Below are 22,452 nucleotides of genomic sequence, written 5' to 3' on the forward strand. Positions count from 1 at the left end.
TAATCAGCTTGTCATTCTGATACACTCTCAATTCTGTGGCAGGTTTCTTTTTGATTATTTTTCAGACGCGGATGACGCAGATAAGAATATTAAAAATCTGCGTCATCTGCGTCATCCGCGTCAAAGCGATAGCAAGTATAAGTTTTCAGACAAGTTGGGGGAAGAGGGACTTTTATGTTAATCTCTGTAATCTTCGGTGAAAGTTTCTGTGTTTTTCCTACATTTGTTTCACACTTAATTGTCTGTGAACATGCTTGATTGGAACTTCATTGCCAGCCAGATTGCTACGATAGCCTTCGACATTGTTTATTTCGGTGCCATCATCGGAACGATTGTCGTCATTATCCTCGACAACCGCAATCCGGTGAAAACCATGGCATGGATACTGATACTGATGTTCCTTCCCATCGTGGGGCTGGTGTTTTACTTCTTCTTCGGGCGTAGTCAGCGCCGTGTGCGCATGATAGGGAAGAAGAGTTACAGCCGCTTGTTGAAGAAACCTATGGCGGAATATCTGGCGCAGGACTCATGTGCGCTTCCCATCAATTACAGTCGTCTCATATCCTTGTTCCGTAATACCAACCAGGCTTTCCCCTTCGATGGAAACCGGGTGGAAGCCTATACCCTGGGGCTCTCCATGCTGCAATCCCTGCTGCGCGAACTGGGGAAAGCAACGAAGCATATCCACATGGAATTCTATATCTTTGAGGACGATGCCATTGGGCGCTTGGTGCGTGATGTCCTGATGGAAAAGGCGCGTGCCGGGGTAGAGGTACGTGTGATTTATGATGATGTGGGTTGCTGGCATGTTCCCAACCGTTTTTTTGAAGAGATGCGCGAGGCCGGTATCGAGGTACGCAGCTTTCTGAAGGTACGTTTTCCGCTTTTCACCAGTAAGGTGAACTATCGTAATCATCGGAAAATAGTTGTCATTGACGGGCGCATCGGCTTTGTGGGGGGTATGAATCTTGCCGAACGCTATATGCGCGGATTCTCATGGGGCATCTGGCGGGACACACATCTGCTGTTGGAGGGCAAGGCTGTTCACGGATTGCAGACCGCCTTCCTACTCGATTGGTACTTTGTGGACCGTACACTGATTACGTCTACCCGCTATTTCCCGAAAATAGAAAACTGCGGTACTTCCTTGGCGCAGATTGTAACGAGTGAGCCCGTAGGCCCATGGAAAGACATTATGCAGGGACTTGTCATATCCATTTCCAGCGCAAAGAAATATTTCTATATCCAGACTCCCTACTTCCTGCCCACCGAAGCCGTACTTGTTGCTATGCAGACAGCCGCCTTGTCAGGTGTCGATGTGCGTCTGATGTTGCCCATGCGTGCTGATAACCGCTTGACGCATCTGGGTTCCTGCTCTTATCTGGCAGATGTGCTCTATTCGGGAGTCAAGGTCTATTTCTATAAGAAAGGCTTCTTGCACTCCAAACTGATGGTTTCGGATGATGAGTTGTCCACGGTAGGCTCTACGAATGTGGATTTCCGCAGTTTTGAACATAACTTTGAGGTGAATGCCTTCATCTATGACACAGAAACAGCGCTTCAGATGCGCGAAATCTTCCTTCAAGACCAGCGCGACTGCGTACAAGTATTCCTGAAGAACTGGGTGAAGCGCCCCTGGTATCGTAAGGCTGCAGAGAGTGTGGTGCGGCTGATGGCGCCGCTGTTATAATGAAGAATGATGAATGAAGAATTTCTTGAAGTGTATTCATATCGTACCATTCTTCATTTAAATATCGTGAAGTTCACGCTCCCGTATACCCTTCTCTCCACAAAGTGCGGATGTTCCTCGAAACTGTTTTTCTTCCCGTGTTCCAAGACGAAGAGTCCGTCTTCTTTCAGCAAGTTGTTCTCGAAGATGAGATCGGGCAAGGTTTCCAGCCCGGCAAGCTCGTAGGGAGGGTCAGCAAAGATAAAGTCGAACTGCTCGCGTCCGCTTTTGAGGTATTTGAATACGTCACCGCGTATGGGTAGGCACTTGTCCGTCTTTAATTCCTGCATAATTTTGCAGATGAAGGCATAGTGGTCGCGGTCTTTTTCCACGCTGATTACTTGGTCGCAGCCTCTGGACACAAGCTCGATGCTGATGCTGCCCGTACCGGCAAATAGGTCGAGGGCACGGATGCCGTCCTCAAAGTCCATGTAGTTGGAGAGCACATTGAACAGATTCTCTTTGGCAAAGTCTGTGGTGGGGCGTGCCTTGAAGGAGTGGGGCACGTCGAAACGTCTTCTTTTGTATATTCCGCTGATTACTCGCATAGGGTTATGGCTTGCAGGTCAAGATTAGTGGCGGGATTCATGATGAATACCTGCCGGATGAATTTTCGCAGTTCGGGCAGTAGCAGTTCTTTGTCGTTCAGGTCACCGGTCAGGTGCAGCTCATCGCGCTCCTGCTCGAAGCCGAGTTGTTTCCATGTATATAATAGGTAGTAGACACGGTCGGGTGTGCTTCTGCATTCAAAGGAATTGGCAAGAAGGAGGCGTCCGCGCTCGTAGCCGTATACGTCTACGGCATCTTTTCGCAAGTGTGCATACATCTTCCGGTTGTTGCCCAAGCGGCTCTTTGAGGAGAAGAACTCAATGAAGGGGCTGGCTTGGGAATAGAACTTGACATCGGGATACTGTTCGCGAAGGAAGGAGCAGGCACTCTTATCCATGCCGAACAGTACGACAGTGCTGTTCTTATGCAGTATGTTGTATTGTACGGTTTCGTTTTCCCGTTTAGGATGGTTGTGATAGAAAATGATTTCCGTTTGTTCGTCCTCGAAGAACTCCAGGGGAATGAACGTGAAGCGTTTGTCTGCCATGAGCACATTGACACGGCGGAAGGGGCGTTCCAGCCATGCCAGTTCGCGGAAGGTCTGTTTCAGATTGGCAGTGAGGGAGAAGGACTCGTCCACTGCACGGTCGTAGTAAGAGAACTCGCCGTCGCCCAAAGGGTTGAACACAGAAAAAGAAAATCCATCCGTACTGAGACGGATGGATAATGTATACTGTTCCGATTTATTAAAATCAGTCGTTTCTATCATACGTTTGTCGGGGTGAGATTATTCCCAGTTACCGGCGTTGTTGTTAGCTGTTTCCAAGCTACCAATCATCAGACCGCAGTACTTGCCAAGTTTGGTTTGTACGTCCTTGATGTTGGCAATTTCTTGTGCATCCAGACCGTTCAAATAAACTTCGTACGGAGTCTTCACTTCGAGCAGACAGAAAGGAGCACCGGATTTAGCTGTATCGTTCTTGATGGCCATTTCGAACTGTGCACCGTTTCCGAAGGGAACATATCTCATAGAATCGGGGTTGAAGCCTTTCGGGAAGATAGTATCCAATACGGCTACCCACATAGTGTCACGCTTGAAGTTTTCCAATCCCCATTTCTTGACGTCAGCATAGTTACCTGTCTTCTTTGCCTTATTGATGATGTTGATGGCTTTCTTTTCAGTCAGACCGTCTTCCAGCTGCTTATCGTTCAGTTCTCCTTGCTTGAAGATGAACGGAAGTTTCTGGTTTTTAACAAAGTCAATCAGAGAGTCGAAGCTTGCAGTATATTGCTGGTCATGTAAAGTACGATATTCCAATTGTGCTTTACGGATGTCAATCAGACGTGCAATGACGGCTGCGTCTCTGTGCTTCTTTGCTTTTTCAAAGTTGATAGGACCCATAATGCTGGTGTAACAAATATAAATTAGCACCAAAGCACATAAGCCTAAAATGACATTAAATACTGTTTTCATGATAAATATGTTTTTTAGTTGTTATATTCGCACCGCAAAAATAAAAGAAATTAATTTAAAAACGATAGTTCCCTTTACTTTTTTCTGTTACAAAAATGATAAATAACTATTTAGAAAGGCAAATTAAGGAAAATTTTCCTTACCAACCAACTCCTGAGCAAGAAATTGCTGTAAAATCTTTATCGGAGTTCCTTCTGTCACCCCGTAGCGAGGTGGTTTTTATGCTTCGTGGTTATGCGGGGACGGGTAAAACATCGTTGGTCGGTGCCTTGGTGCGGACGTTGGATAAGTTGCAACAAAAGTCGGTATTGCTGGCACCGACCGGACGGGCGGCAAAAGTTTTCTCGGCGTATGCGGGGCATCCGGCGTTTACAATTCATAAAAAAATTTATAGACAGCAATCTTTCTCCAATGAGCTGAGCAATTTTTCTGTGAACGATAATTTGACAACTCACACTTTATATATAGTGGATGAGGCCTCAATGATTTCCAATGAGGGACTGTCCGGTTCCATGTTCGGCACGGGCAGGTTGCTGGACGACCTGGTGCAGTTTGTCTATTCCGGCCAGGGATGCCGCCTGCTGCTGATGGGCGATACGGCACAGCTGCCGCCGGTGGGGGAGGAGCAGAGCCCTGCCCTCTTTGCCGATGCCTTGAAAGGCTACGGGCTGGAAGTGGTGGAGGTGGACTTGACGCAGGTGGTGCGCCAGGAGCAGCAGTCGGGCATTTTGTGGAATGCCACCCGCCTGAGGCAGTTGATAGCGGAAGACGATTGCTACAGCCTGCCAAAGATAAAGGTTTCGGGGTTTGCCGACATTAAAGTTCTGCCCGGAAATGAGCTGATAGAAACGCTGAGCTCTTGCTACGACCATGACGGGCTGGATGAAACTATCGTGGTGTGCCGCTCCAACAAGAGGGCGAACATCTACAACAAAGGCATCCGTGCGCAGATTCTCTGGCGTGAGGATGAATTAAACACCGGTGATTTGTTGATGGTGGCGAAAAATAACTACTTCTGGACGGAAAAGGAGAAGGAGATGGATTTCATTGCCAACGGTGAGACTGCCGTGGTGCGCCGCGTGCGCCGTACGCGAGAGCTGTATGGCTTCCGCTTTGCAGACGTGACGCTGGTCTTTCCCGACTATAACGACTTTGAACTGGAAGTGAACATGCTGCTCGATACGCTGCATACCGACTCGCCTGCGCTGCCCAAGGCAGAAAACGACCGGCTTTTCTACTCCGTCCTCGAAGATTATGCCGACATCACCGTGAAGCGCGAGCGGATGAAGAAGATGAAGGCAGACCCGTACTACAACGCCTTGCAAGTGAAGTATGCCTATGCCGTGACTTGCCACAAGGCGCAGGGCGGGCAATGGAAGAATGTCTTTCTGGACCAGGGGTATATGACGGATGAATACCTGACACCCGATTATTTCCGTTGGCTCTACACCGCCTTTACCCGTGTCACGGGAACGCTCTACTTGGTGAACTATCCGGAAGAACAAATAGTTTGAAAAAGAGAGGGGTACCGATGCAGTATTCCGGCATTTTTTGTATTTTTGTAGATAGAACAACTATAACTGAACAAGTATGAAGAAGCTATACTCTCTCTTTGCCTTGATAGCACTGCTGTTTACCGCTTCCGGTTGCGAGGACGATTACCGAAGCATGGTACTTTTCGAAGGTGTGGAGCCTATCTACCAGATTGGGACATGTGACAATCTGGTGTCCAATCTTTCTTATTATCTTTCTGAAACAAACGAAGATACAGTGCTGGGCATTGACGGCGGCGACGGTTCCTATAATGTGATTAACGAGCACGAGTCGGTGGCTTCCGTGACTTTTACCGATGATGTCAACGGGTATCAGCGTATCAAGATTCATCCGCTGGCAGAGGGGGAGACGATTGTGAAGGTGATGGATGGTTCCGGTGAGGAAACACAACTGCGCATCACGGTGAAAGGTCGTAGGCAATATACGTTGACGAAAATGGGCTTCGAGTATGGTATCAGTAGTGGTGCACCGACGGAACTGCTGGGTGATGTTTCTAAGGCACTTGCCGAGCGTCCTTGGGTGAAGGATGGCGGGTATTATGTGTTGGTGCCCGAAGATTTCTCCAATAGTATGTGGAAAGGTGTATTGGAAATCTATCCGACGGGAAAAGAGGAGGAACCGCTAATGGGGATATACGAGACAGTTCCAGTGGAAGATGAGAACGGAGATACATATGCATTGTGGCAGTTTACTTATAATGGAGAGAAGAGGCTCTTTACGCGGACGGTCTCGGGAAATGGTAAATGTGTACTTGCGGAAAATGTAACTCCTTTCTGTCCTTCCAGTTTGCTGCCCGAAGGTGCACTGGTAGTTTATCGCGAAATGTTTATACTTCGGATGGAATAAGGTTTTAGTGGAAATCTTGTCAAGAGTAGATTTACGAAAGATTAACAGACGGGAGGCTTAGGCTTCCCGTTTTTGTTTCTGTTGTGCATCATCTGTCTGTTCTGTATGCATCATTCGTTTGCTTCGAATGTATTGTCTGTTTGTTCTGGACTAATCATCCGTTCCCTCCACTTCACTGTCCCAAACCTCAGGGCTTTTCACGGAAACCCCAGGGCTTTGGAGGGTAAATGCCAGCCATTTCACTTGCTAAGGTGTGGCATTTAGGATGGTAAGGTGTGGAGTTTGGGGAGCCGGCATGTGGCATTTCAAATGGAATACTGTGGAGGGTAAAAAGAAAAGGAGAAGCAATGCTCCTCCTTTCCCGGTAGTTTAATTTTTAAATATCTAAAAAATGACGTTACAAATATACAACATCGCAGAGGCGATGTCAAGTGTTTCGCCAATTATTTTCGATTATAATCCTGCCAATTCCAATACTTTGTCAATGGCAGCGTTCAGTCCATCAACATTCTTACCGCCGGCAGTTGCAAAGTGGGGCTGGCCACCGCCACCGCCTTGGATAAGTTTGGCGGCTTCTTTCACCAGGTTACCGGCTTTCAGTCCACCTGCCACAAGGTTGTCGCTCAGCATGACGGTCAGCATCGGCTTGCCTTCGGCTTCTGTTCCGGCCACGAAGAACAAGTTTTCCGTAATCTGGCCACGCAGCTGGAAGGCGATGTTCTTCACTGTTTCTGCCGGCAGGGGAGCACAGAACTTGATGACTTTAACGCCATTGACTTCCTGTACGTTCTTCAGCAGTCTTTCTTTCAGCTGTGCTTCTTTCTCTTTCATGAAGTCCTCTACCTGCTTCTTCAGTCCGGCGTTTTCGTCAATATACTTACGGATGGTTCCGGCAAGGTCGGGTGCGTTGTTGAAGAGCGCCTTCAAGTCGTGCAGCGTGTCCTCGATGGTGTTCATCAGTTCCTCCACGCGTGCACCCGTGTAGGCTTCGATACGGCGCACACCGGCAGCCACGGAGCTTTCGGAGATAATCTTCACCATACCGATGTTTCCGGTTGCAGCCACGTGCGTACCACCACAGAATTCTACGGAAGAACCGAACTGGATAACGCGTACATGGTCGCCGTACTTCTCGCCGAACAGAGCGATGGCGCCCAGTTCTTTGGCTTCTTCGATAGGAATGTTGCGGTATTCCTTCAAAGGTATGTTGGCGCGAATCTTTGCATTAACGATGTGTTCCACCTTGCGGATTTCCTCGTCCGTCACCTTCTGGAAGTGTGAGAAGTCGAAACGCAGGGAGTCCGGTGTAACCAAAGAGCCCTTCTGCTCTACATGCTCGCCCAATACTTCGCGCAGCGCAGCATCCAGCAAGTGGGTAGCAGAGTGGTTGGCGGCACAAGCGGTACGCTTGTCGGTATCCACGCATGCCATCATCGGAGCTTCCATGTGTTCGGGCAGCTTCTTGGTGATGTGGATAGGCAGGTTGTTCTCCTTCTTGGTGTCTACCACTTCGATGGTTTCAAACTCGTTCACCAATACACCGGTGTCACCTACCTGACCGCCGCTTTCGGCATAGAACGGAGTCTTGTCCAGTACAATCTGATACAAGGTTTGGTTCTTCTGCTTCACTTGGCGGTAGCGCAGAATGGATGTTTCGTATTCCGTATAGTCATATCCTACGAATTCGGTAGTACCCTCCTTTAGCGTAATCCAGTCACCGGTCTCTATGGCGGCGGCATTGCGGGCGCGCTGTTTCTGCTGCTGCATTTCGGCGTCAAACTCCTTGATGTCGGCAGTCATGCCGTTTTCGCGGAGAATCAGTTCCGTCAAGTCGAGCGGGAAACCGAAGGTATCATATAAGGTAAAGGCATCCTTTCCGCTGATTTCGTTCTTGCCGGCGGCTTTGGCGTCTGCCATGGTCTTTTCCAGCAGGCGGATACCCGTCTCCAGGGTGCGGAGGAAGGAGTCTTCTTCTTCCTTGATAACTTTGGCAATCAGTTCCTTCTGTGCATCCAGTTCGGGATAAGCGGCGCCCATGTTCTCGATGAGTACGGGGAGGAGCTTGTACATGAATGCCTGCTTCTGTCCGAGGAACGTGTAACCGTAGCGCACGGCACGGCGGAGGATACGACGGATGACGTAACCTGCCTTGGCATTGCTCGGAAGCTGTCCGTCGGTGATGGAGAAGGCGATGGTGCGGATGTGGTCGGCAATTACACGCATGGCGATGTCCGACTTCTCATCTTCGCCATACTTCTTGCCTGCCATGTCTCCGATGGCTTTCAGTATCGGTTGGAATACGTCGGTGTCGTAGTTGGAGGTCTTTCCTTGCAGTGTGCGCACCAGTCGCTCGAAGCCCATGCCGGTGTCGATAACCTTGGCGGGAAGTCCTTCCAGGCTACCGTCCGCCTTGCGGTTGAACTGCATGAACACGAGGTTCCAGATTTCAATCACCTGCGGGTGGTCTTTGTTCACCAGCTGGCTGCCGGGTACTTTGGCCTTCTCTTCTTCCGAACGGGAGTCCACATGGATTTCCGAACACGGACCGCACGGTCCCGTATCACCCATTTCCCAGAAGTTATCGTGTTTGTTGCCATTCAGAATGTGGTCTTTCGGCAAGAACTGCTCCCAGTAAGAAGCGGCTTCGTTGTCGCGTTCCAGTCCTTCTTCGGCGCTACCTTCGAATACGGTGGCGTAGAGGTCTTTAGGGTCGAGTTTCAATACATCCACCAGATACTCCCATGCCCAGGAGATGGCTTCCTTCTTGAAGTAGTCGCCAAACGACCAGTTGCCCAGCATCTCGAACATGGTGTGGTGGTAGGTATCGTGACCCACTTCCTCCAGGTCGTTGTGCTTTCCGCTTACGCGAAGGCATTTCTGCGAGTCAGCAACTCTTTTGTATTTCGCCGGGTGGTTGCCCAAAATGATATCTTTAAACTGGTTCATTCCCGCATTGGTGAACATCAACGTGGGGTCATCCTTAATCACCATCGGGGCCGAAGGCACTATCTGGTGACCTTTACTTTCGAAGAAACTCTTGAAAGAGTCTCTGATTTCGTTTGCAGTCAACATACTCTCTATTGATTTATCTGATTCTAATTTGATTTACCTTCTCTTGTCGTTTTTTGCCCGTTTCTTACTACTAACTACTTGCTACTTAGTCTTAATATTCTTGAAAAAACTGTGCAAAGATAGCTTGTTTTTATTACTTTTGTCGCATTGACAAGCGAAATATTTCCTAAGATGCGCAAAGTTTACTACATTTATAATCCCCAGACGCAGACGTACGACCGTATTTATCCTACCGTGAGGCAGCGGGCGCTGAGCATTCTCCGCCGTTTGTTCATCGGTATGGGGCTGGGTGCAGGCAGTTTCATCGTATTGCTGCTTATCTTCGGCTCTCCGTCGGAGAAGGAGTTGCGAAAGGAGAACAGCAAACTGCAGGCGCAGTACAACGTCCTCTCCCGCCGGCTGGACGAGGCTATGGGAGTGCTGCAAGACATACAGCAGCGTGATGACAATCTGTACCGGGTGATTTTCATGGCCGACCCTATTCCTTCTGCCATCCGTCAGGCTGGATACGGCGGTACCAACCGCTATGAGCATCTGATGGATATGGCTAACTCCGACTTGGTTATCAATACCACGCAGAAAATGGATATGATTAGCAAGCAACTCTATATCCAGTCCCGCTCCTTTGACGATGTGGTGGAGATGTGCAAGAATCATGATGAAATGCTGCGCTGCATTCCTGCCATACAGCCGGTTTCCAATAAAGACCTCCGTAAGACCGCTTCGGGTTACGGTACGCGTATCGACCCCATTTATGGTACCAGCAAGTTCCATGAGGGTATGGACTTTTCGGCTCCCCAGGGCACGGATGTCTATGCCACGGGAGATGGCACCGTGGTGCAGATGGGCTGGCAATCGGGCTATGGCAACAGAATTGTGATAGACCACGGCTTCGGTTATCAGACGGTGTATGCACACTTGCGCGATTTCCGGACGAAGTTGGGCAAGAAAGTGGTACGTGGTGAGGTCATTGGCGGGGTAGGCAGTACGGGCAAGAGTACTGGTCCGCACTTGCACTACGAAGTACACGTTAAGGGAAAAGTTGTGAATCCCGTCAACTACTACTTCATGGATCTCAGTGCCGAGGATTATGACCGCATGATACAGATTGCGGCGAACCATGGTAAGGTGCTTGATTGACGGATGATTTATAGAGAAAGGATTACATCATGCTGAATACAGATAAGAATTTAAAGTTATATTACTCCATCAGCGAGGTGGCTGCCATGTTCGATGTCAACGAATCACTGCTCCGTTTCTGGGAAAAGGAGTTTCCGCAACTCAATCCGAAGAAGGGGGGGCGGGGAATACGCCAGTACCGTAAGGAGGACATTGAGACAGTGAAACTTATCTATCATCTGGTGAAGGAGCGCGGAATGACCTTGCCCGGCGCCCGCCAACGGATGAAAGACAATAAAGAAGCTACGATACGCAACTTTGAAATCGTAGATCGCCTGAGAGCTATCCGCGAAGAACTGGTAGGCATGAAACTGGCATTGGATGAGTTTACTTACGAGGATGTGGAGAGCTTGAAGGAAAATATTCAAGGACTGAAGTAGAATAAATACCACTCCGTTTATTCCTCTACTCTCGTCACTTGTTTTATATTCTGTATCTGCTTCAGGTTATTGCAGATAGTGCGCACGTCGTCCACATCGTGTACATAGAGTTGTATCTTTCCTTCGAAGATACCGTCGTTGGTTTCGATGGTCAGTTTACGGATATTCACGTTGAGCTGGCGGGAGATGACTTGAGTTACTTCGTTCAGCAATCCCATGCTGTCTATACCTTTTATATATATGGTGACGAGGAACGACAAATCCTTGTGAGTGTCCCACTCGGTGGCGATGATACGGTTTCCGTAGCTACTCTTAAGGCGGGTGGCAACGGGGCATTGGCGCTTGTGGATGACAACACGGTTTTGCTCGTCGATGTATCCCAGTACGTCGTCACCCGGAATGGGATGGCAACAGTCGGCCATAATATAGTTCTTTGAGATGGTCTCTTCCGTCAGCTTCAGAATCTGCTTAGTGTTGATTTTCTCTTGCGGTGTTTTCTCTTCCGGTTGTTCTTTGGCATCCTTGTTGTCCTTGTTACCGAAGGAGAAGGTCAGGAACTTCTTCCAGTTGCTGTTCTGCTTTTCCTTGAACACGTTCTTGTCGGCATCGCCCAGCACAACCCGTTTGTTGCCGATGGCAACGAGCAGCTCGTCGCGGGTGTGGAAGCCGTGCAGCCTGGTCAGCTTGTCCAGAGCAGCATCATCCATACGTATATCCTCGTTTTTGAAGAATTCGTTCAGTATGGTTTCACCTTCTTTCTGATAGGCTTTCGCCTCTTTGCGCAGGATGGCGGCAATCTTGGCGCGGGCGCGGGCGGTGGTGGCATACACTTCCCACTCCGGCTGTACGCGTTGCGATTTGGAGGTCAATATCTCTACCTGGTCACCGCTTTGCAGTTTGTGGCTTAGGGGAACCAGTTTGTGGTTTACCTTGGCGCCGATGCAGTGGCTGCCGATGTCGGTATGCAAGGAGAAGGCAAAGTCCAGTGCCGTAGAGTTCTGCGGCATGGTCTTGAGGTCGCCTTTCGGGGTGAAGACGAAAATTTCCGATGCAAACAAGTTCAGTTTGATGGTATCGAGAAAATCGATGGCGTCCGGTTGTGGGTCGTCCAGAATTTCCTTGATGGTACGCAACCATTTCTCCAGTTCGCCTTCATCTTCGCTGCCTCCGCCTTCTTTGTATTTCCAGTGGGCGGCAAAGCCTTGTTCGGCAACGTCATTCATGCGTTCACTGCGGATTTGTACTTCAATCCATTGCCCGTTGTTACCCATAAGGGTGACGTGCAGGGCTTGGTAGCCGTTGGCTTTGGGATGGCTCACCCAGTCGCGCAGGCGGTCAGGGTGGGGCTTGTATATCTTGGATATGGAGACGTAAATGTCGAAGCAGTCGTTTAGCTCTTCCTCTATATTGCGGGGCTCGAAGATGATGCGGACAGCAAGCAAATCATAGATTTCCTCGAAGGGGACATGCTTGGTCTGCATTTTGTTCCAGATGGAGTAGATGGACTTTACACGGGCAAGGATACGGTATTTCAGTCCCATTTTGTCCAGTTGCGCCCGTATCGGAGCGGTGAACTCATTGAATACCTTGTCGCGCTCCACGGCGGTGGCTTCCAGTTTCTCTTCTATCTCGTGGTACTCTTCCGGATGTTCGTACTTGAAGCTCAGGTTTTCCAGTTCTGTCTTGATTTTGTACAAGCCGAGGCGGTTGGCGAGCGGGGCATAAATATAGAGTGTTTCGCCTGCAATCTTGAACTGCTTGTTGGGCAGCATGGAGCCGAGTGTACGCATGTTATGCAGACGGTCGGCTATCTTGATGAGGATAACTCGGATATCGTCGGACATGGTGAGCAGCAGCTTCTTGAAGTTCTCTGCCTGCGCCGAGGCACGGTCGCCGAAGATACCGCCGGAAATCTTTGTCAGCCCGTCTACAATCTGGGCGATTTTGGGACCGAAGATGTTTTCAATATCCTCTACGGTGTAGTCGGTGTCCTCCACCACATCATGCAGCAATGCCGAGCATATGGAAGTAGACCCCAGTCCTATCTCATTACAGACAATCTTTGCCACAGCAATAGGGTGCATGATGTAGGGCTCGCCGGAACGACGCTTAATGCCCTTATGCGCCTGGTTGGCAAAGTTGAATGCTTTGGTTATTATTTCGACGCGCTTGCGGTGCTTGGTGGCCAAATAGTCGTTCAACAGTTCTTGGAATGCCTGTTCAATCATTTCCTCTTCGGCTTTTTCCTTTTCCTTCTGACTTATATTTTCTTCCATATACTGCTTTCTCCTTTCTTCACTTCACTTTTTGCAAAAATAAGCAATTTTCAACACCGGGCAAGCGTTTATGTCTTTATTTATAAATCTTCAAGCGCTTTCCTGCGGAGATTCTGGTACTGCGCAATCCATTCCAACTTTTTAACTGATTGACAGTGACGCCGTATTTCCGTGCAATGCTGCCGAGATTCTCGCCACTGCGTATCTTGTGGTAGGTGACATTCCCCGTAGCGGTACTGCCTTTGCTGCTACGTGCCGTCGAGCGTGTATTGGAAACGGCCACGACTCTGCGGTTCTTGAACAGCTCGTTACTGCGGTGGGCATAGATGGTGTCTTGCTTGTCAATGAAGGCACTGATGTAGTTGATGGGGAGGCGTAGCGTCTGCGGCTTGCTCTCTCCGGGGATGATGCTTTTCTTGAATTGGGGATTCAGGCTCTTTATCTGGTCCAGGCTGATGCCGCATAGGTCGGAAATCTGCTCGAAATGAAGGTTACGGCTTACTTGCACCGTATCGGTTGCTTCCGGAATGTCGGTTTCCATGGGGCAGATGTTGTGCTTGCAGTAGTAGGTCATTACGTAGTTGGCGGCAATGAAGGCGGGCACGTAGCCGCGTGTCTCTTTGGGCAGATAGTTGTAGATTTCCCAATAATCGGTTTTCCCTCCCGAGCGGCGGATGGCTTTGTTGATGGTGCCCGGACCGCAGTTGTAGGCGGCAATCACCAGGTTCCAGTCTTTGTAAATGTCATACATGTCCTTCAGGTAGCGTGCTGCCGCCCAGGTCGCCTTTATCGGGTCACGGCGTTCGTCTACGAGGCTGTTGTTTTCCAGTCCGTATATCTTTCCGGTGGCGAGCATAAACTGCCATAGTCCGCAGGCTCCCGCGCGGGATACGGCAGAAGGGTTGAGAGCGGATTCTATGATGGGCAGGTATTTCAGCTCGAGCGGCAGGCCGTAGGCATCCAGCGCTTCTTCGAAGATGGGCATATAGAAGTTGCAGGCGCTCAGCATGAAGGCAACCTGGTTGCGCAGACGTCCGGCATACATGTCGATGAACTTGCGCACAATCTCGTTGTATGGCATTTCCATGACGGTCGGCATGCGCGACAACCGGTCTATGTATACAGAGTCACTGAACATCGGGTTTACGGTAGAGGTGCTGCAGTCTTTTCCCAAGTCTATGTAATTCTTGGCTTTCCAGTCATTGAGCAGGCTGTCCAGCGGATAGGTCATGCTTTTGGGCAGCTCGATGGATTCCTGGCGTTCCGTGCCGTTTTCGCGGATAAGCACTTCCACGCTTTCTTGCGCATGCATGGCCGGAGCGGTGAAGAGGGCGCAAAACAGAAGCGAGGAACCGAGAATAATTCTTTTCATATATATGGCCTTGTGTGTCATTAGGTAATAATTTATGCTTTAATTTTCGTTTTTAGAATCGGAAACTGCATTGCACGCCGACGTTCTTATTAGAGGAACCAGTCATCTGGCTGTTGATTATGGCAGGTTCCACTTTCATGCTGAGGTCGGGGGTGATGTCAAAGTTGGACAGCTCTGCGTCTACGTATGCGTCGACAACGGACAGCAGGTATACACCGATAAAGGCGAAGATGCTCAAGTCGCGGTATCGTCGGAAGGTATCCTTACGCTTCCGTAGTGTCTCCGTCAGCTGGCTTTCGGTATAGTTATAGTTGGGAGGCAGCAGGTCGGTAATGGTACTGGAGTTGAAATTACCATTTACGGCATCCTTGTAGGCGGCCGAATAGTCCTTATACATCTTGCTGTTCCACGTAAGGGCATAGGCACAACCGGCAAATCCTCCATAGAAGATGGGCAGTTTCCAATACTTGCGGTTGTAAATTTGTCCACCGCCGGGAATGACGAGGGCAAGCCAGGTGGCTTTTGTGGGATTAGGTACCCACCTTTTGGGGTCGATGGCCTTTTGCAGACTGTCTGTAGGCACGGGCTGTTCCTTCAGGTCGGGGCTGGCAGTCATTTCCAGCATCTTCCGCTTGTTTTCGGCTGCAAGACTGTCGGCAACAGTGAGGCTGTCCCGGTTCACCACGGTGTTGAGTGTATCGGCCTGATGCCGCTGCGCACGCTTGGAAGCGGCACGTGGACGGTCCTGACCATACATAGCAATCCCTGCCATCTGTAAAAAACAGAGCAGCAGGGCAATGGCTAACTGATATATTCTTCCTTTTTTCCTCATTTATTTCTTCAGCGTATCAAGAATGCCGATGATACGTTCCAATTCTTCTTCGTTATTGAACGGGATACTGATTTTACCTTTTCCTTTCTCCGAGCAGGTTAGCTGCACCTTGGTACTGAAAAAGCCCGAGAGCTGTTGTTTCAGCATATTGAATTCTTCGGGCAGTTTGGCGCGCTTGGGGGCAATCTTACGACCACCGCTCTTCACGCTTTCGCCTTCACTCAGTGACTTTACGATTTCTTCCACTTTGCGTACGGAATACCCGTGCTCCAGGATTTCTTCGAAAATCTTCACTTGCAGTTTGGGATCGCCAAGCGTTACCAACGCGCGGGCATGTCCCATGTCTATCTGCTTGTTCTGCAGTCCCATCTGGACGGGGGCGGGCAGTTTGAGCAGGCGCAGGTAGTTGGCAATGGTGGTACGCTTCTTACCTACGCGTTCGCTGAGGCGTTCCTGCGTCAGTCCGTATTGTTCCAACAGATGCTGGTAAGCGAGGGCTATTTCTACGGAGTTCAAGTCTTCGCGCTGTATGTTTTCGATGAGCGCCATTTCCATGACGTTCTCGTCATCTGCAGTGCGGATATAGGCAGGGATGCTTGTCAGTCCGGCAAGCTGCGAAGCACGGAAACGACGCTCGCCGGCGATAATCTGGTATTCGTCGTCGCTAAGCTTGCGCAGGGTGATGGGCTGTATGATGCCGATTTCGGAGATGGAATCGGCTAACTCCTGCAACGCAACCGGGTCGAATTCATGACGGGGCTGGTTGGGATTGACCGTAATCTTCGACAGCTCTATCTCATTGATAGAGGAGGAGCCTTCGGTCTTTACTTCATCCATGGAGAAGAGGGCGTCTAGCCCGCGTCCTAATGCATTTCTTTGTGCCATCTGTTTATTTACTATTTGACGATTTACAATTTAACCATACGGGATGATTTGTTTGTGCATTGTAAATATGGTATTTATCACTAATCATTAATCACTAACCACTATAATCACTTCTTTTCGTTTCTGCTTATCAATTCCTTGGCAAGTGCCATGTGGTTTTTGGCTCCGGTTGAGTCTGCGTCATAGAGAATGGTGGGCAGGCCGTAGCTGGGAGCTTCGCTCAGTTTCACATTGCGCTGGATGACGGTGTTGAATACCAATTCCTGGAAGTGGCGTTTCACTTCATCGTAAATCTGGTTGGCCTGGCGCAGACGCGAGTCGTACATCGTCAGCAGGAAGCCTTCGATTTCGAGGGCAGGGTTCAGCTTGGACTTGATGATTTTAATGGTATTCAGCAATTTGCTGATGCCTTCCAGTGCAAAATATTCCGCTTGTACGGGGATGATTACCGAATCGGCGGCAGTCAGTGCGTTGACCGTAATCAGACCCAAAGACGGGGAACAGTCTATCAAGATATAATCAAACTCATTCTTCAGCGGAGCGAGTACTTCTTTCAGTATCTTTTCGCGGTTTTTCAGATTGAGCATCTCTATTTCGGCACCTACCAGATTGATGTGGGAGGAGATTACCTTCAGTGTGTCTATCTCCGTGTCATGAAGGGCCTCGCGTACGTCTGCACGGTCAATAATGCACTCGTAGATAGTACATTCCGACTGCTTGATGTCCACACCCAATCCTGAGGAGGCATTGGCCTGCGGGTCGGCATCTACAACGAGCACTTTCTTTTCAAGCGTGGCGAGTGAGGCTGCGAGGTTGATTGTCGTCGTAGTCTTGCCTACACCACCCTTTTGGTTAGCCATAGCAATTATTTTTCCCATAATCTCAATATTTATTGGCAGCGAAATAAGTGATAATTCCGGATAGCGCCTACAAATTTGGAGAAAGATTGCAAAAACGGTTGATAAGTCGGCTGTTTTGTTAATAACTCACAGACGTTTACCGCTGTTTTTCTTCTTGTAAATTGCGCGTAAAGCGTTCTTTCTCTGTTTAGTGGGCAAATATACGTATTTATCTTGAAATGAAGCTGATTTTTTGTCTCGCTTGCAGAAGATTAAGATTTGTAAACCAATGGAAGACATTGGCTTGGACTATTCTCTCTACTTGCATGAGATGTACATCTCGTGTTGTTTGAAACGTGCATCTCATGTTGCTCGAGATGTACATCTCATGCAGATGGACTACCGTGTGGAAGATGGTCGGGGGATAAGTTGTTCCCGGGCAGAAGGAGAGGAGCTGGTGTCAGACCAAGGCTTTGACGAACTCCCAGCAGAAGTACGCACACATCACACATTTCACTACTGTGCCCAGCAAGAATCCAAGCAGCGAGCCCAGCCCCGATTTCAAGGCCTGGTCTGTCTTGCTGCCTCCCATCAGTTCGCCGGCAAAGGCTCCGAGAAAGGGGCCGAGGATGATGCCCCAAGGCATGAAGAACAACCCTACGATGGTGCCTATGAGGCAGCCGCGCGTTCCCCACCGACTGCCTCCGCTGTATTTGCTGCCCAGCATCGGGACGAAATAATCCAGTATCTGTACAAGGACGACTGCTGCCAGCCATAAAAGTAACTGCGTGGTGGAAAACTGCGCCTTGTCCGTGAAATGTAGAAGCAACAAGCCTGCATAGGCTACGGGCGGTCCCGGAATCATAGGCAGGATGCAGCCTGCCAATCCGACAATCAGGCAGAGGATGCCCAAGATGATGAGAAGAATCTCCATAGGTGTATCGTTTCTGTTGGTGAAGATGACAGCGGTTGTTCCCTGCTACTCGAATCGGTTGTATATGACAATGGGGCGGGAGCGGCGTGTGCTCATCGACGGGAACCATATATCGTCGGCTGTGAGGCCACATTGCTTGATGGCTTCGGCGCAGTATTCCAGTCGTCCGAAGTCGGCATCGACATTGTTTGTACCGAATGTGAATTTGATTCCACGTGCTTTGGCGCGACGGATAATCTCGAAACTGGGAATCCGGTAGCGTGCATTGATTTCCAGAGCGATTCCATGTTGTTGCAATACATCCAATACGCGTTCAATGCGTCCGTCCGTCCAGTACTTGTCGTAATCATGCGCCATAGTATCGGGCAAGAAGGTAGGGTTGGCATAAATGTCGGCAGGCTCGTTGGTCAGAATCAGGACTGTTTGGTCGACAAGGTGGTCCATATACTGTTCAAGCGTAATGTCATCAAAGAGTGCTTCTTCGGCCCGGTAGATGCGCGAATTACGTCCCTTGTGGTCTATGATGGTCATGGCGTCGGTAAACAGGTAATCGAAAATCCCCAAGGCTTCCTGCGAGAAAGTTGCCGTCCATTTGCGTCCCTCACCTTGTACACCGCACAGGAATGGCATCCCTTTTACTTCATTAAAATAGTCGTACACTTCTTTGTCATCGGCCAGCATACGTCCTACGCCTCCTTCTCCAGCATTGGGGGCGACACCATAGTTGATACCGTAATTCATGGACATGGCGTGTGCCATTTCCTTCGTCAGCCCTCCTTTCAAGTGAACGTGATAGTCTATAACTGGGAAATCGTGCTGCTGTAGCCTGATTATCTCATCCGTGCGCTCGTCTACCGGAGCAAGTGTGTCGGCTTCGTTGCGTGCTTCCTTGGCAAGCCGTTCGATGGCGAGATTCCGGAATGACACTTCGCCGTGTATGCCTTGCAGGGCAATGGAACCTTGACTCAGCAGTTGCCGGGCGTGCTCCTCTGTGCGATATGGATGTTCGGGTTCGGTATAGCAGACAACTTCGGTTCCGTTAATGCAGACAATGATGTTTTGTCCGCGTACGGTTATCTCGAAGTCAAACCATTCTCCATCTTTTGCGAGTGAGCGATAGAGGTTGCGCACCGAGGCGAGTGAGCCGCTCTTGCGTGTGCCGTCGATGTCTCCGTTACGGAATATCACTTCATAACCGGACTCGCCGTCCGTATGAAAGAGGAGGCCTGCTTCGGAGCCGGGTTGTGTGAGGGCTTCTCCGGTGAGTCGGAAATTTTGGTATTCTTTGTCGTTGAAGAGCTTCCGGCCTTCTGCAATGACCGGGTCTGCCGTGTGAAGCGTAGATGTCCCGTCATTCCATTGGTCAAGTGGCTCGGGAGAACTGCTCCTGCCACAGCTTGTCAGGGTTGTTAGAAACAGAATAATTGCGGCAGCTGCCGTCTCGATGCGTGCAGCAATGGTAGAATGGCAAAAAGTGTTCATTATAGCATGGATTTTATGAATGATTATATTCCAATTATTGTCGGTACAAAGTTAGCCTTTTCTGAAAATATCTTTGAATACAAAAGAATTATTATCTTTGTAGTATTCTGTTTAAAGCCTTTTTAGCTACTTTTGCACGATAATAAAAAAGAAAGTTATGGAAAATCAGAGACCTTTGATATTGATTTCCAATGATGACGGCATCATTGCGAAAGGTATTAGCGAGTTAATCAAATTCCTCCGTCCGCTGGGCGAGATTGTGGTAATGGCGCCGGATGCACCCCGCTCTGGAAGTGCGTGTGCGCTGACTGTAACGGAACCTATCCACTACCAGTTGGTCCGTAAGGATGTTGGGCTGACGGTATACAAGTGTTCCGGTACGCCGACCGATTGTGTGAAGCTGGCTTTTCATACGGTGCTCGACCGCAAGCCCGACTTGGTGGTAGGCGGCATCAACCACGGCGACAATTCTTCTGTAAACCTGCATTATTCCGGTACGATGGGCGTTGTGATAGAGGGATGCCTGAAAGGAGTGCCTTCCATCGGATTCTCCCTTTGCAACCATGAGCCGAACGCTGATTTTGAGCCCGCAGGTCCTTACATCCGCGAGATAGCCCGGCTGGTATTGGAGAAAGGGCTTCCTCCGTTGACGTGCCTCAATGTCAATTTTCCTGATGCCAAAGAACTGAAGGGCGTGAAGATTTGCGAACAAACCAAGGGGCAATGGACCAATGAATGGGAAAACTTTGCCCATAGAGGAGATGCCCATTACTACTGGCTGACCGGCGAGTTTGAGAACAACGATGCCGAAAATGAGAAGAATGACCATTGGGCGCTTGATAACGGTTATGTGGCAATCACCCCGACCACGGTGGATGCAACGGCATACGGCTTGATTGATGAACTGAAAGCATGGTTCTGAATTAATTGACAATTATCAATTGATATGAAGTATTACTTGATTGTCGGTGAAGCTTCCGGCGACCTGCATGCCTCCCATCTGATGGCTGCATTGAAGGAGGAGGACTCGCAAGCGGAGTTCCGTTTCTTCGGAGGCGACCTCATGGCTGCAGTGGGCGGTGTGATGGTGAAGCATTACAAAGAGTTGGCGTATATGGGGTTCATTCCCGTATTGCTGCATCTGCGCACCATCTTTGCCAATATGAAGCGCTGCAAGGAGGATATTGTTGCGTGGCAGCCGGATGTGCTGATTTTGGTGGACTATCCGGGCTTTAACCTGGATATAGCCAAGTTTGTCCATGCCAACACAAGGATTCCTGTCTTTTATTATATTTCTCCCAAGATTTGGGCATGGAAGGAATACCGCATCAAGAATATTAAACGGGATGTGGATGAGCTGTTCTCCATCCTACCGTTCGAGGTGGAGTTTTTTGAAGGGAAGCACCGGTATCCGATACATTATGTCGGCAATCCGACAGTGGATGAAGTGACGGCTTTTCTTGCTTCCAGCTCAGAGACATTCGACGACTTTGTCCGGGCAAACGGACTTTCGGCCAAACCCGTCATTGCTCTGCTGGCCGGTAGCCGCAAGCAGGAAATCAAGGACAATCTGCCCGACATGCTTCGTGCGGCAGCTTCTTTTCCCGATTATCAACTGGTGCTGGCCGGTGCTCCGGGCATTTCTCCCGAGTATTACAAACGTTATGTGGGTGGGGCGGACGTGAAGATTATCTTCAACAAGACATTTCCTTTGTTGAGGCAGGCAGAGGCTGCACTGGTCACTTCGGGGACAGCAACGCTGGAAACTGCTCTGTTCCGTGTGCCGCAAGCGGTGTGCTACCATACTCCGATAGGGAAGGTTATCGCTTTCCTGAAACGGCATGTACTGAAAGTGAAGTACATTTCCCTGGTCAATCTCATAGCCAACCGGGAGGTGGTGAAAGAGCTGGTTGCAGATACCATGACGGTAGAGCAGGTACGCTCGGAGCTGAACCGCATTTTGTACGATAAGGAATACCGCCGTCAGATGCTCGAGGGATATGAGTATATGGCATCCCGTCTGGGAGAGGCAGGGGCACCCAAACATGCTGCCCGCAAGATGGTGGCATTGTTGAGGAGGAGCAGGGAGGAATAGTCGAAAAATTAAGAATTTGTTAAAATGGGGAAAGCCGGTGCAGTAAATGCCCGGCTTTTGTATTTTCTATACAGAAACAAATGAAAAGAACTTTGATTATGAAAAAGCTACATTGGTTATTTATGGCAATATGTTTGGCAGTGATGCCCGCTTTGCAATCATGTGATGATAACGACGGATATTCTTTGGGTAATTTTACCCCGCCTTTGTGGGCTACTGTGCGTGTTACGGGAAATGCCTTTTATTTAAACTGCGATGTCTGGGGGACACTCTGGCCGGTAAATACGGACATTGGGTGGTATGATGCTGTGGATGGGCAGCGTGTGATTACCGTGTTCAATCCTTTGTGGGACAACTATGCAGGATATGACCATGCTGTGAAGCTGCTGCGTCTGCAGAACGTCTTGACGAAAGAGGTGGAGATGCTGATTCCCGAAACCGAAGAGGAATTCGGTAATGACCCCGTGCGTATATATAAAGGTGATATTACCATCAGTGGTGGCTATATGAACATTTTTTTCATGCAGAACCTGCCATCTTCGACTGATAATAAACACCGTATCAGCCTGGTGCGTCCGCAAGAAGATGATACTTTGTATGGCGAAGATGGATACGTCCATTTGGAACTCCGCTATAACGACTATGATGACCTGACGGGACGTCGTAGTCCTGGTGCTGTCTCCTATAACTTGAACAGTCTGGACATCCCTTCTGAAACCAAAGGCATCAAGTTGAAACTCAATTCAGAAGAGAATGGAGAGGTGGAAGTAACCTTTGATTTGAAAACTGCGGGGAGTAATGAAAAGCTGACTACTAATGTGGATTTGTCCAATATGCAGTTGAAGTAAGAAAGAGTTTGCGAGAGTATATAGTTAGAAAGAGCACCCGGGATTTTGATGTTATTCATCTTGCCCGGGTGCTCTTTTTATATTTGTTTTATGTAAGTTTGGTCAT

Annotated in this window: 19 protein-coding genes; 8 read left to right on the top strand and 11 right to left on the bottom strand. The window is 49.3% G+C overall.

The annotated features are described in order from the left end of the window. Positions 1-250 precede the first annotated feature (250 nt). On the top strand, positions 251-1,690 hold the full coding sequence (gene cls / locus DW800_RS11275) for a cardiolipin synthase (protein WP_005824073.1): 1,440 nt from the start codon (positions 251-253) through the stop codon (positions 1,688-1,690). A 53-nt stretch (positions 1,691-1,743) separates the two neighbouring features. Here cls and rsmD read toward each other — a convergent pair whose 3' ends face one another. The 3 genes from rsmD to DW800_RS11290 are packed head-to-tail and all read right to left on the bottom strand — an operon-like array spanning position 1,744 to position 3,752. Further along, positions 1,744-2,277: a 16S rRNA (guanine(966)-N(2))-methyltransferase RsmD gene (gene rsmD / locus DW800_RS11280; protein ID WP_005824070.1), complete on the bottom strand. Its 534-nt coding sequence runs from the start codon at positions 2,275-2,277 to the stop codon at positions 1,744-1,746. Next, the gene (locus tag DW800_RS11285) at positions 2,268-3,047 is read right to left on the bottom strand and encodes a DUF3822 family protein (RefSeq protein ID WP_119958075.1); all 780 of its coding nucleotides are present in this window, start codon (positions 3,045-3,047) and stop codon (positions 2,268-2,270) included. The genes rsmD and DW800_RS11285 overlap by 10 nt, the downstream gene beginning before the upstream one ends. An 18-nt stretch (positions 3,048-3,065) precedes the next feature. Then, positions 3,066-3,752 carry a hypothetical protein gene (locus tag DW800_RS11290; RefSeq protein WP_005824067.1) on the bottom strand — a complete coding sequence of 229 codons (687 nt, stop codon included), beginning with the start codon at positions 3,750-3,752 and terminating at the stop codon, positions 3,066-3,068. Between the two features lie 95 nt (positions 3,753-3,847). Between DW800_RS11290 and DW800_RS11295 the strand changes: the two genes are divergently transcribed. Then, entirely contained in the window at positions 3,848-5,266 is a 1,419-nt protein-coding gene (locus tag DW800_RS11295) for an ATP-dependent RecD-like DNA helicase (RefSeq protein WP_119958076.1), read from the top strand. Between the two features lie 76 nt (positions 5,267-5,342). Next, entirely contained in the window at positions 5,343-6,152 is an 810-nt protein-coding gene (locus tag DW800_RS11300) for a hypothetical protein (protein WP_005824063.1), read from the top strand. A gap of 453 nt (positions 6,153-6,605) precedes the next feature. On the opposite strand, the gene alaS is transcribed toward DW800_RS11300, so the two are convergent. Continuing rightward, positions 6,606-9,224 (bottom strand): alanine--tRNA ligase, encoded by a 2,619-nt coding sequence (gene alaS, locus DW800_RS11305; protein ID WP_119958077.1) that lies wholly within the window; start codon positions 9,222-9,224, stop codon positions 6,606-6,608. 171 nt (positions 9,225-9,395) lie between these two features. Between alaS and DW800_RS11310 the strand changes: the two genes are divergently transcribed. Together DW800_RS11310 and DW800_RS11315 are read left to right on the top strand one after the other, a co-directional pair. Then, a complete protein-coding gene (locus DW800_RS11310) occupies positions 9,396-10,364 on the top strand; it encodes a M23 family metallopeptidase (RefSeq protein WP_005824061.1) in 969 nt (322 codons plus the stop codon). A gap of 29 nt (positions 10,365-10,393) precedes the next feature. Beyond that, positions 10,394-10,783, top strand: coding sequence for a MerR family transcriptional regulator (locus tag DW800_RS11315; RefSeq protein WP_005824060.1), 390 nt, complete (start codon positions 10,394-10,396; stop codon positions 10,781-10,783). Positions 10,784-10,800: 17 nt separating this feature from the next. On the opposite strand, the gene DW800_RS11320 is transcribed toward DW800_RS11315, so the two are convergent. The 7 genes from DW800_RS11320 to DW800_RS11350 all read right to left on the bottom strand — a co-directional run bounded on the left by DW800_RS11320 (position 10,801) and on the right by DW800_RS11350 (position 19,403). Then, positions 10,801-13,059, bottom strand: a complete 2,259-nt coding sequence (locus DW800_RS11320) for a RelA/SpoT family protein (protein ID WP_005824059.1) — start codon at positions 13,057-13,059, stop codon at positions 10,801-10,803. Positions 13,060-13,135: 76 nt separating this feature from the next. Beyond that, complete coding sequence (locus tag DW800_RS11325; RefSeq protein ID WP_371413539.1) at positions 13,136-14,431, bottom strand: lytic transglycosylase domain-containing protein; 1,296 nt, start codon at positions 14,429-14,431, stop codon at positions 13,136-13,138. 52 nt (positions 14,432-14,483) lie between these two features. Then, positions 14,484-15,263 (bottom strand): DUF5683 domain-containing protein, encoded by a 780-nt coding sequence (locus DW800_RS11330; protein ID WP_119958078.1) that lies wholly within the window; start codon positions 15,261-15,263, stop codon positions 14,484-14,486. Continuing rightward, positions 15,264-16,148 carry a ParB/RepB/Spo0J family partition protein gene (locus tag DW800_RS11335; RefSeq protein WP_005824054.1) on the bottom strand — a complete coding sequence of 295 codons (885 nt, stop codon included), beginning with the start codon at positions 16,146-16,148 and terminating at the stop codon, positions 15,264-15,266. A 107-nt stretch (positions 16,149-16,255) separates the two neighbouring features. Then, positions 16,256-17,026, bottom strand: a complete 771-nt coding sequence (locus tag DW800_RS11340) for a ParA family protein (protein ID WP_008665665.1) — start codon at positions 17,024-17,026, stop codon at positions 16,256-16,258. 421 nt (positions 17,027-17,447) lie between these two features. Continuing rightward, on the bottom strand, positions 17,448-17,921 hold the full coding sequence (locus DW800_RS11345; RefSeq protein WP_119958079.1) for a DUF456 domain-containing protein: 474 nt from the start codon (positions 17,919-17,921) through the stop codon (positions 17,448-17,450). Between the two features lie 45 nt (positions 17,922-17,966). Next, positions 17,967-19,403: a DUF1080 domain-containing protein gene (locus DW800_RS11350; RefSeq protein WP_117703485.1), complete on the bottom strand. Its 1,437-nt coding sequence runs from the start codon at positions 19,401-19,403 to the stop codon at positions 17,967-17,969. 157 nt (positions 19,404-19,560) lie between these two features. Here DW800_RS11350 and surE point away from each other — a divergent pair, with 157 nt between their 5' ends. From surE to DW800_RS11365, 3 genes are all read left to right on the top strand, one after another. Next, positions 19,561-20,325, top strand: a complete 765-nt coding sequence (gene surE, locus DW800_RS11355) for a 5'/3'-nucleotidase SurE (RefSeq protein WP_117703484.1) — start codon at positions 19,561-19,563, stop codon at positions 20,323-20,325. A gap of 24 nt (positions 20,326-20,349) precedes the next feature. Next, complete coding sequence (lpxB, locus tag DW800_RS11360; RefSeq protein ID WP_009037174.1) at positions 20,350-21,498, top strand: lipid-A-disaccharide synthase; 1,149 nt, start codon at positions 20,350-20,352, stop codon at positions 21,496-21,498. Between the two features lie 98 nt (positions 21,499-21,596). Next, positions 21,597-22,346: a NigD-like protein gene (locus DW800_RS11365; protein WP_044467428.1), complete on the top strand. Its 750-nt coding sequence runs from the start codon at positions 21,597-21,599 to the stop codon at positions 22,344-22,346. The last annotated feature ends 106 nt before the right edge of the window (positions 22,347-22,452 follow it).

Source organism: Bacteroides sp. AM32-11AC, from assembly GCF_003603515.1.
Taxonomy (GTDB): domain Bacteria; phylum Bacteroidota; class Bacteroidia; order Bacteroidales; family Bacteroidaceae; genus Bacteroides; species Bacteroides uniformis.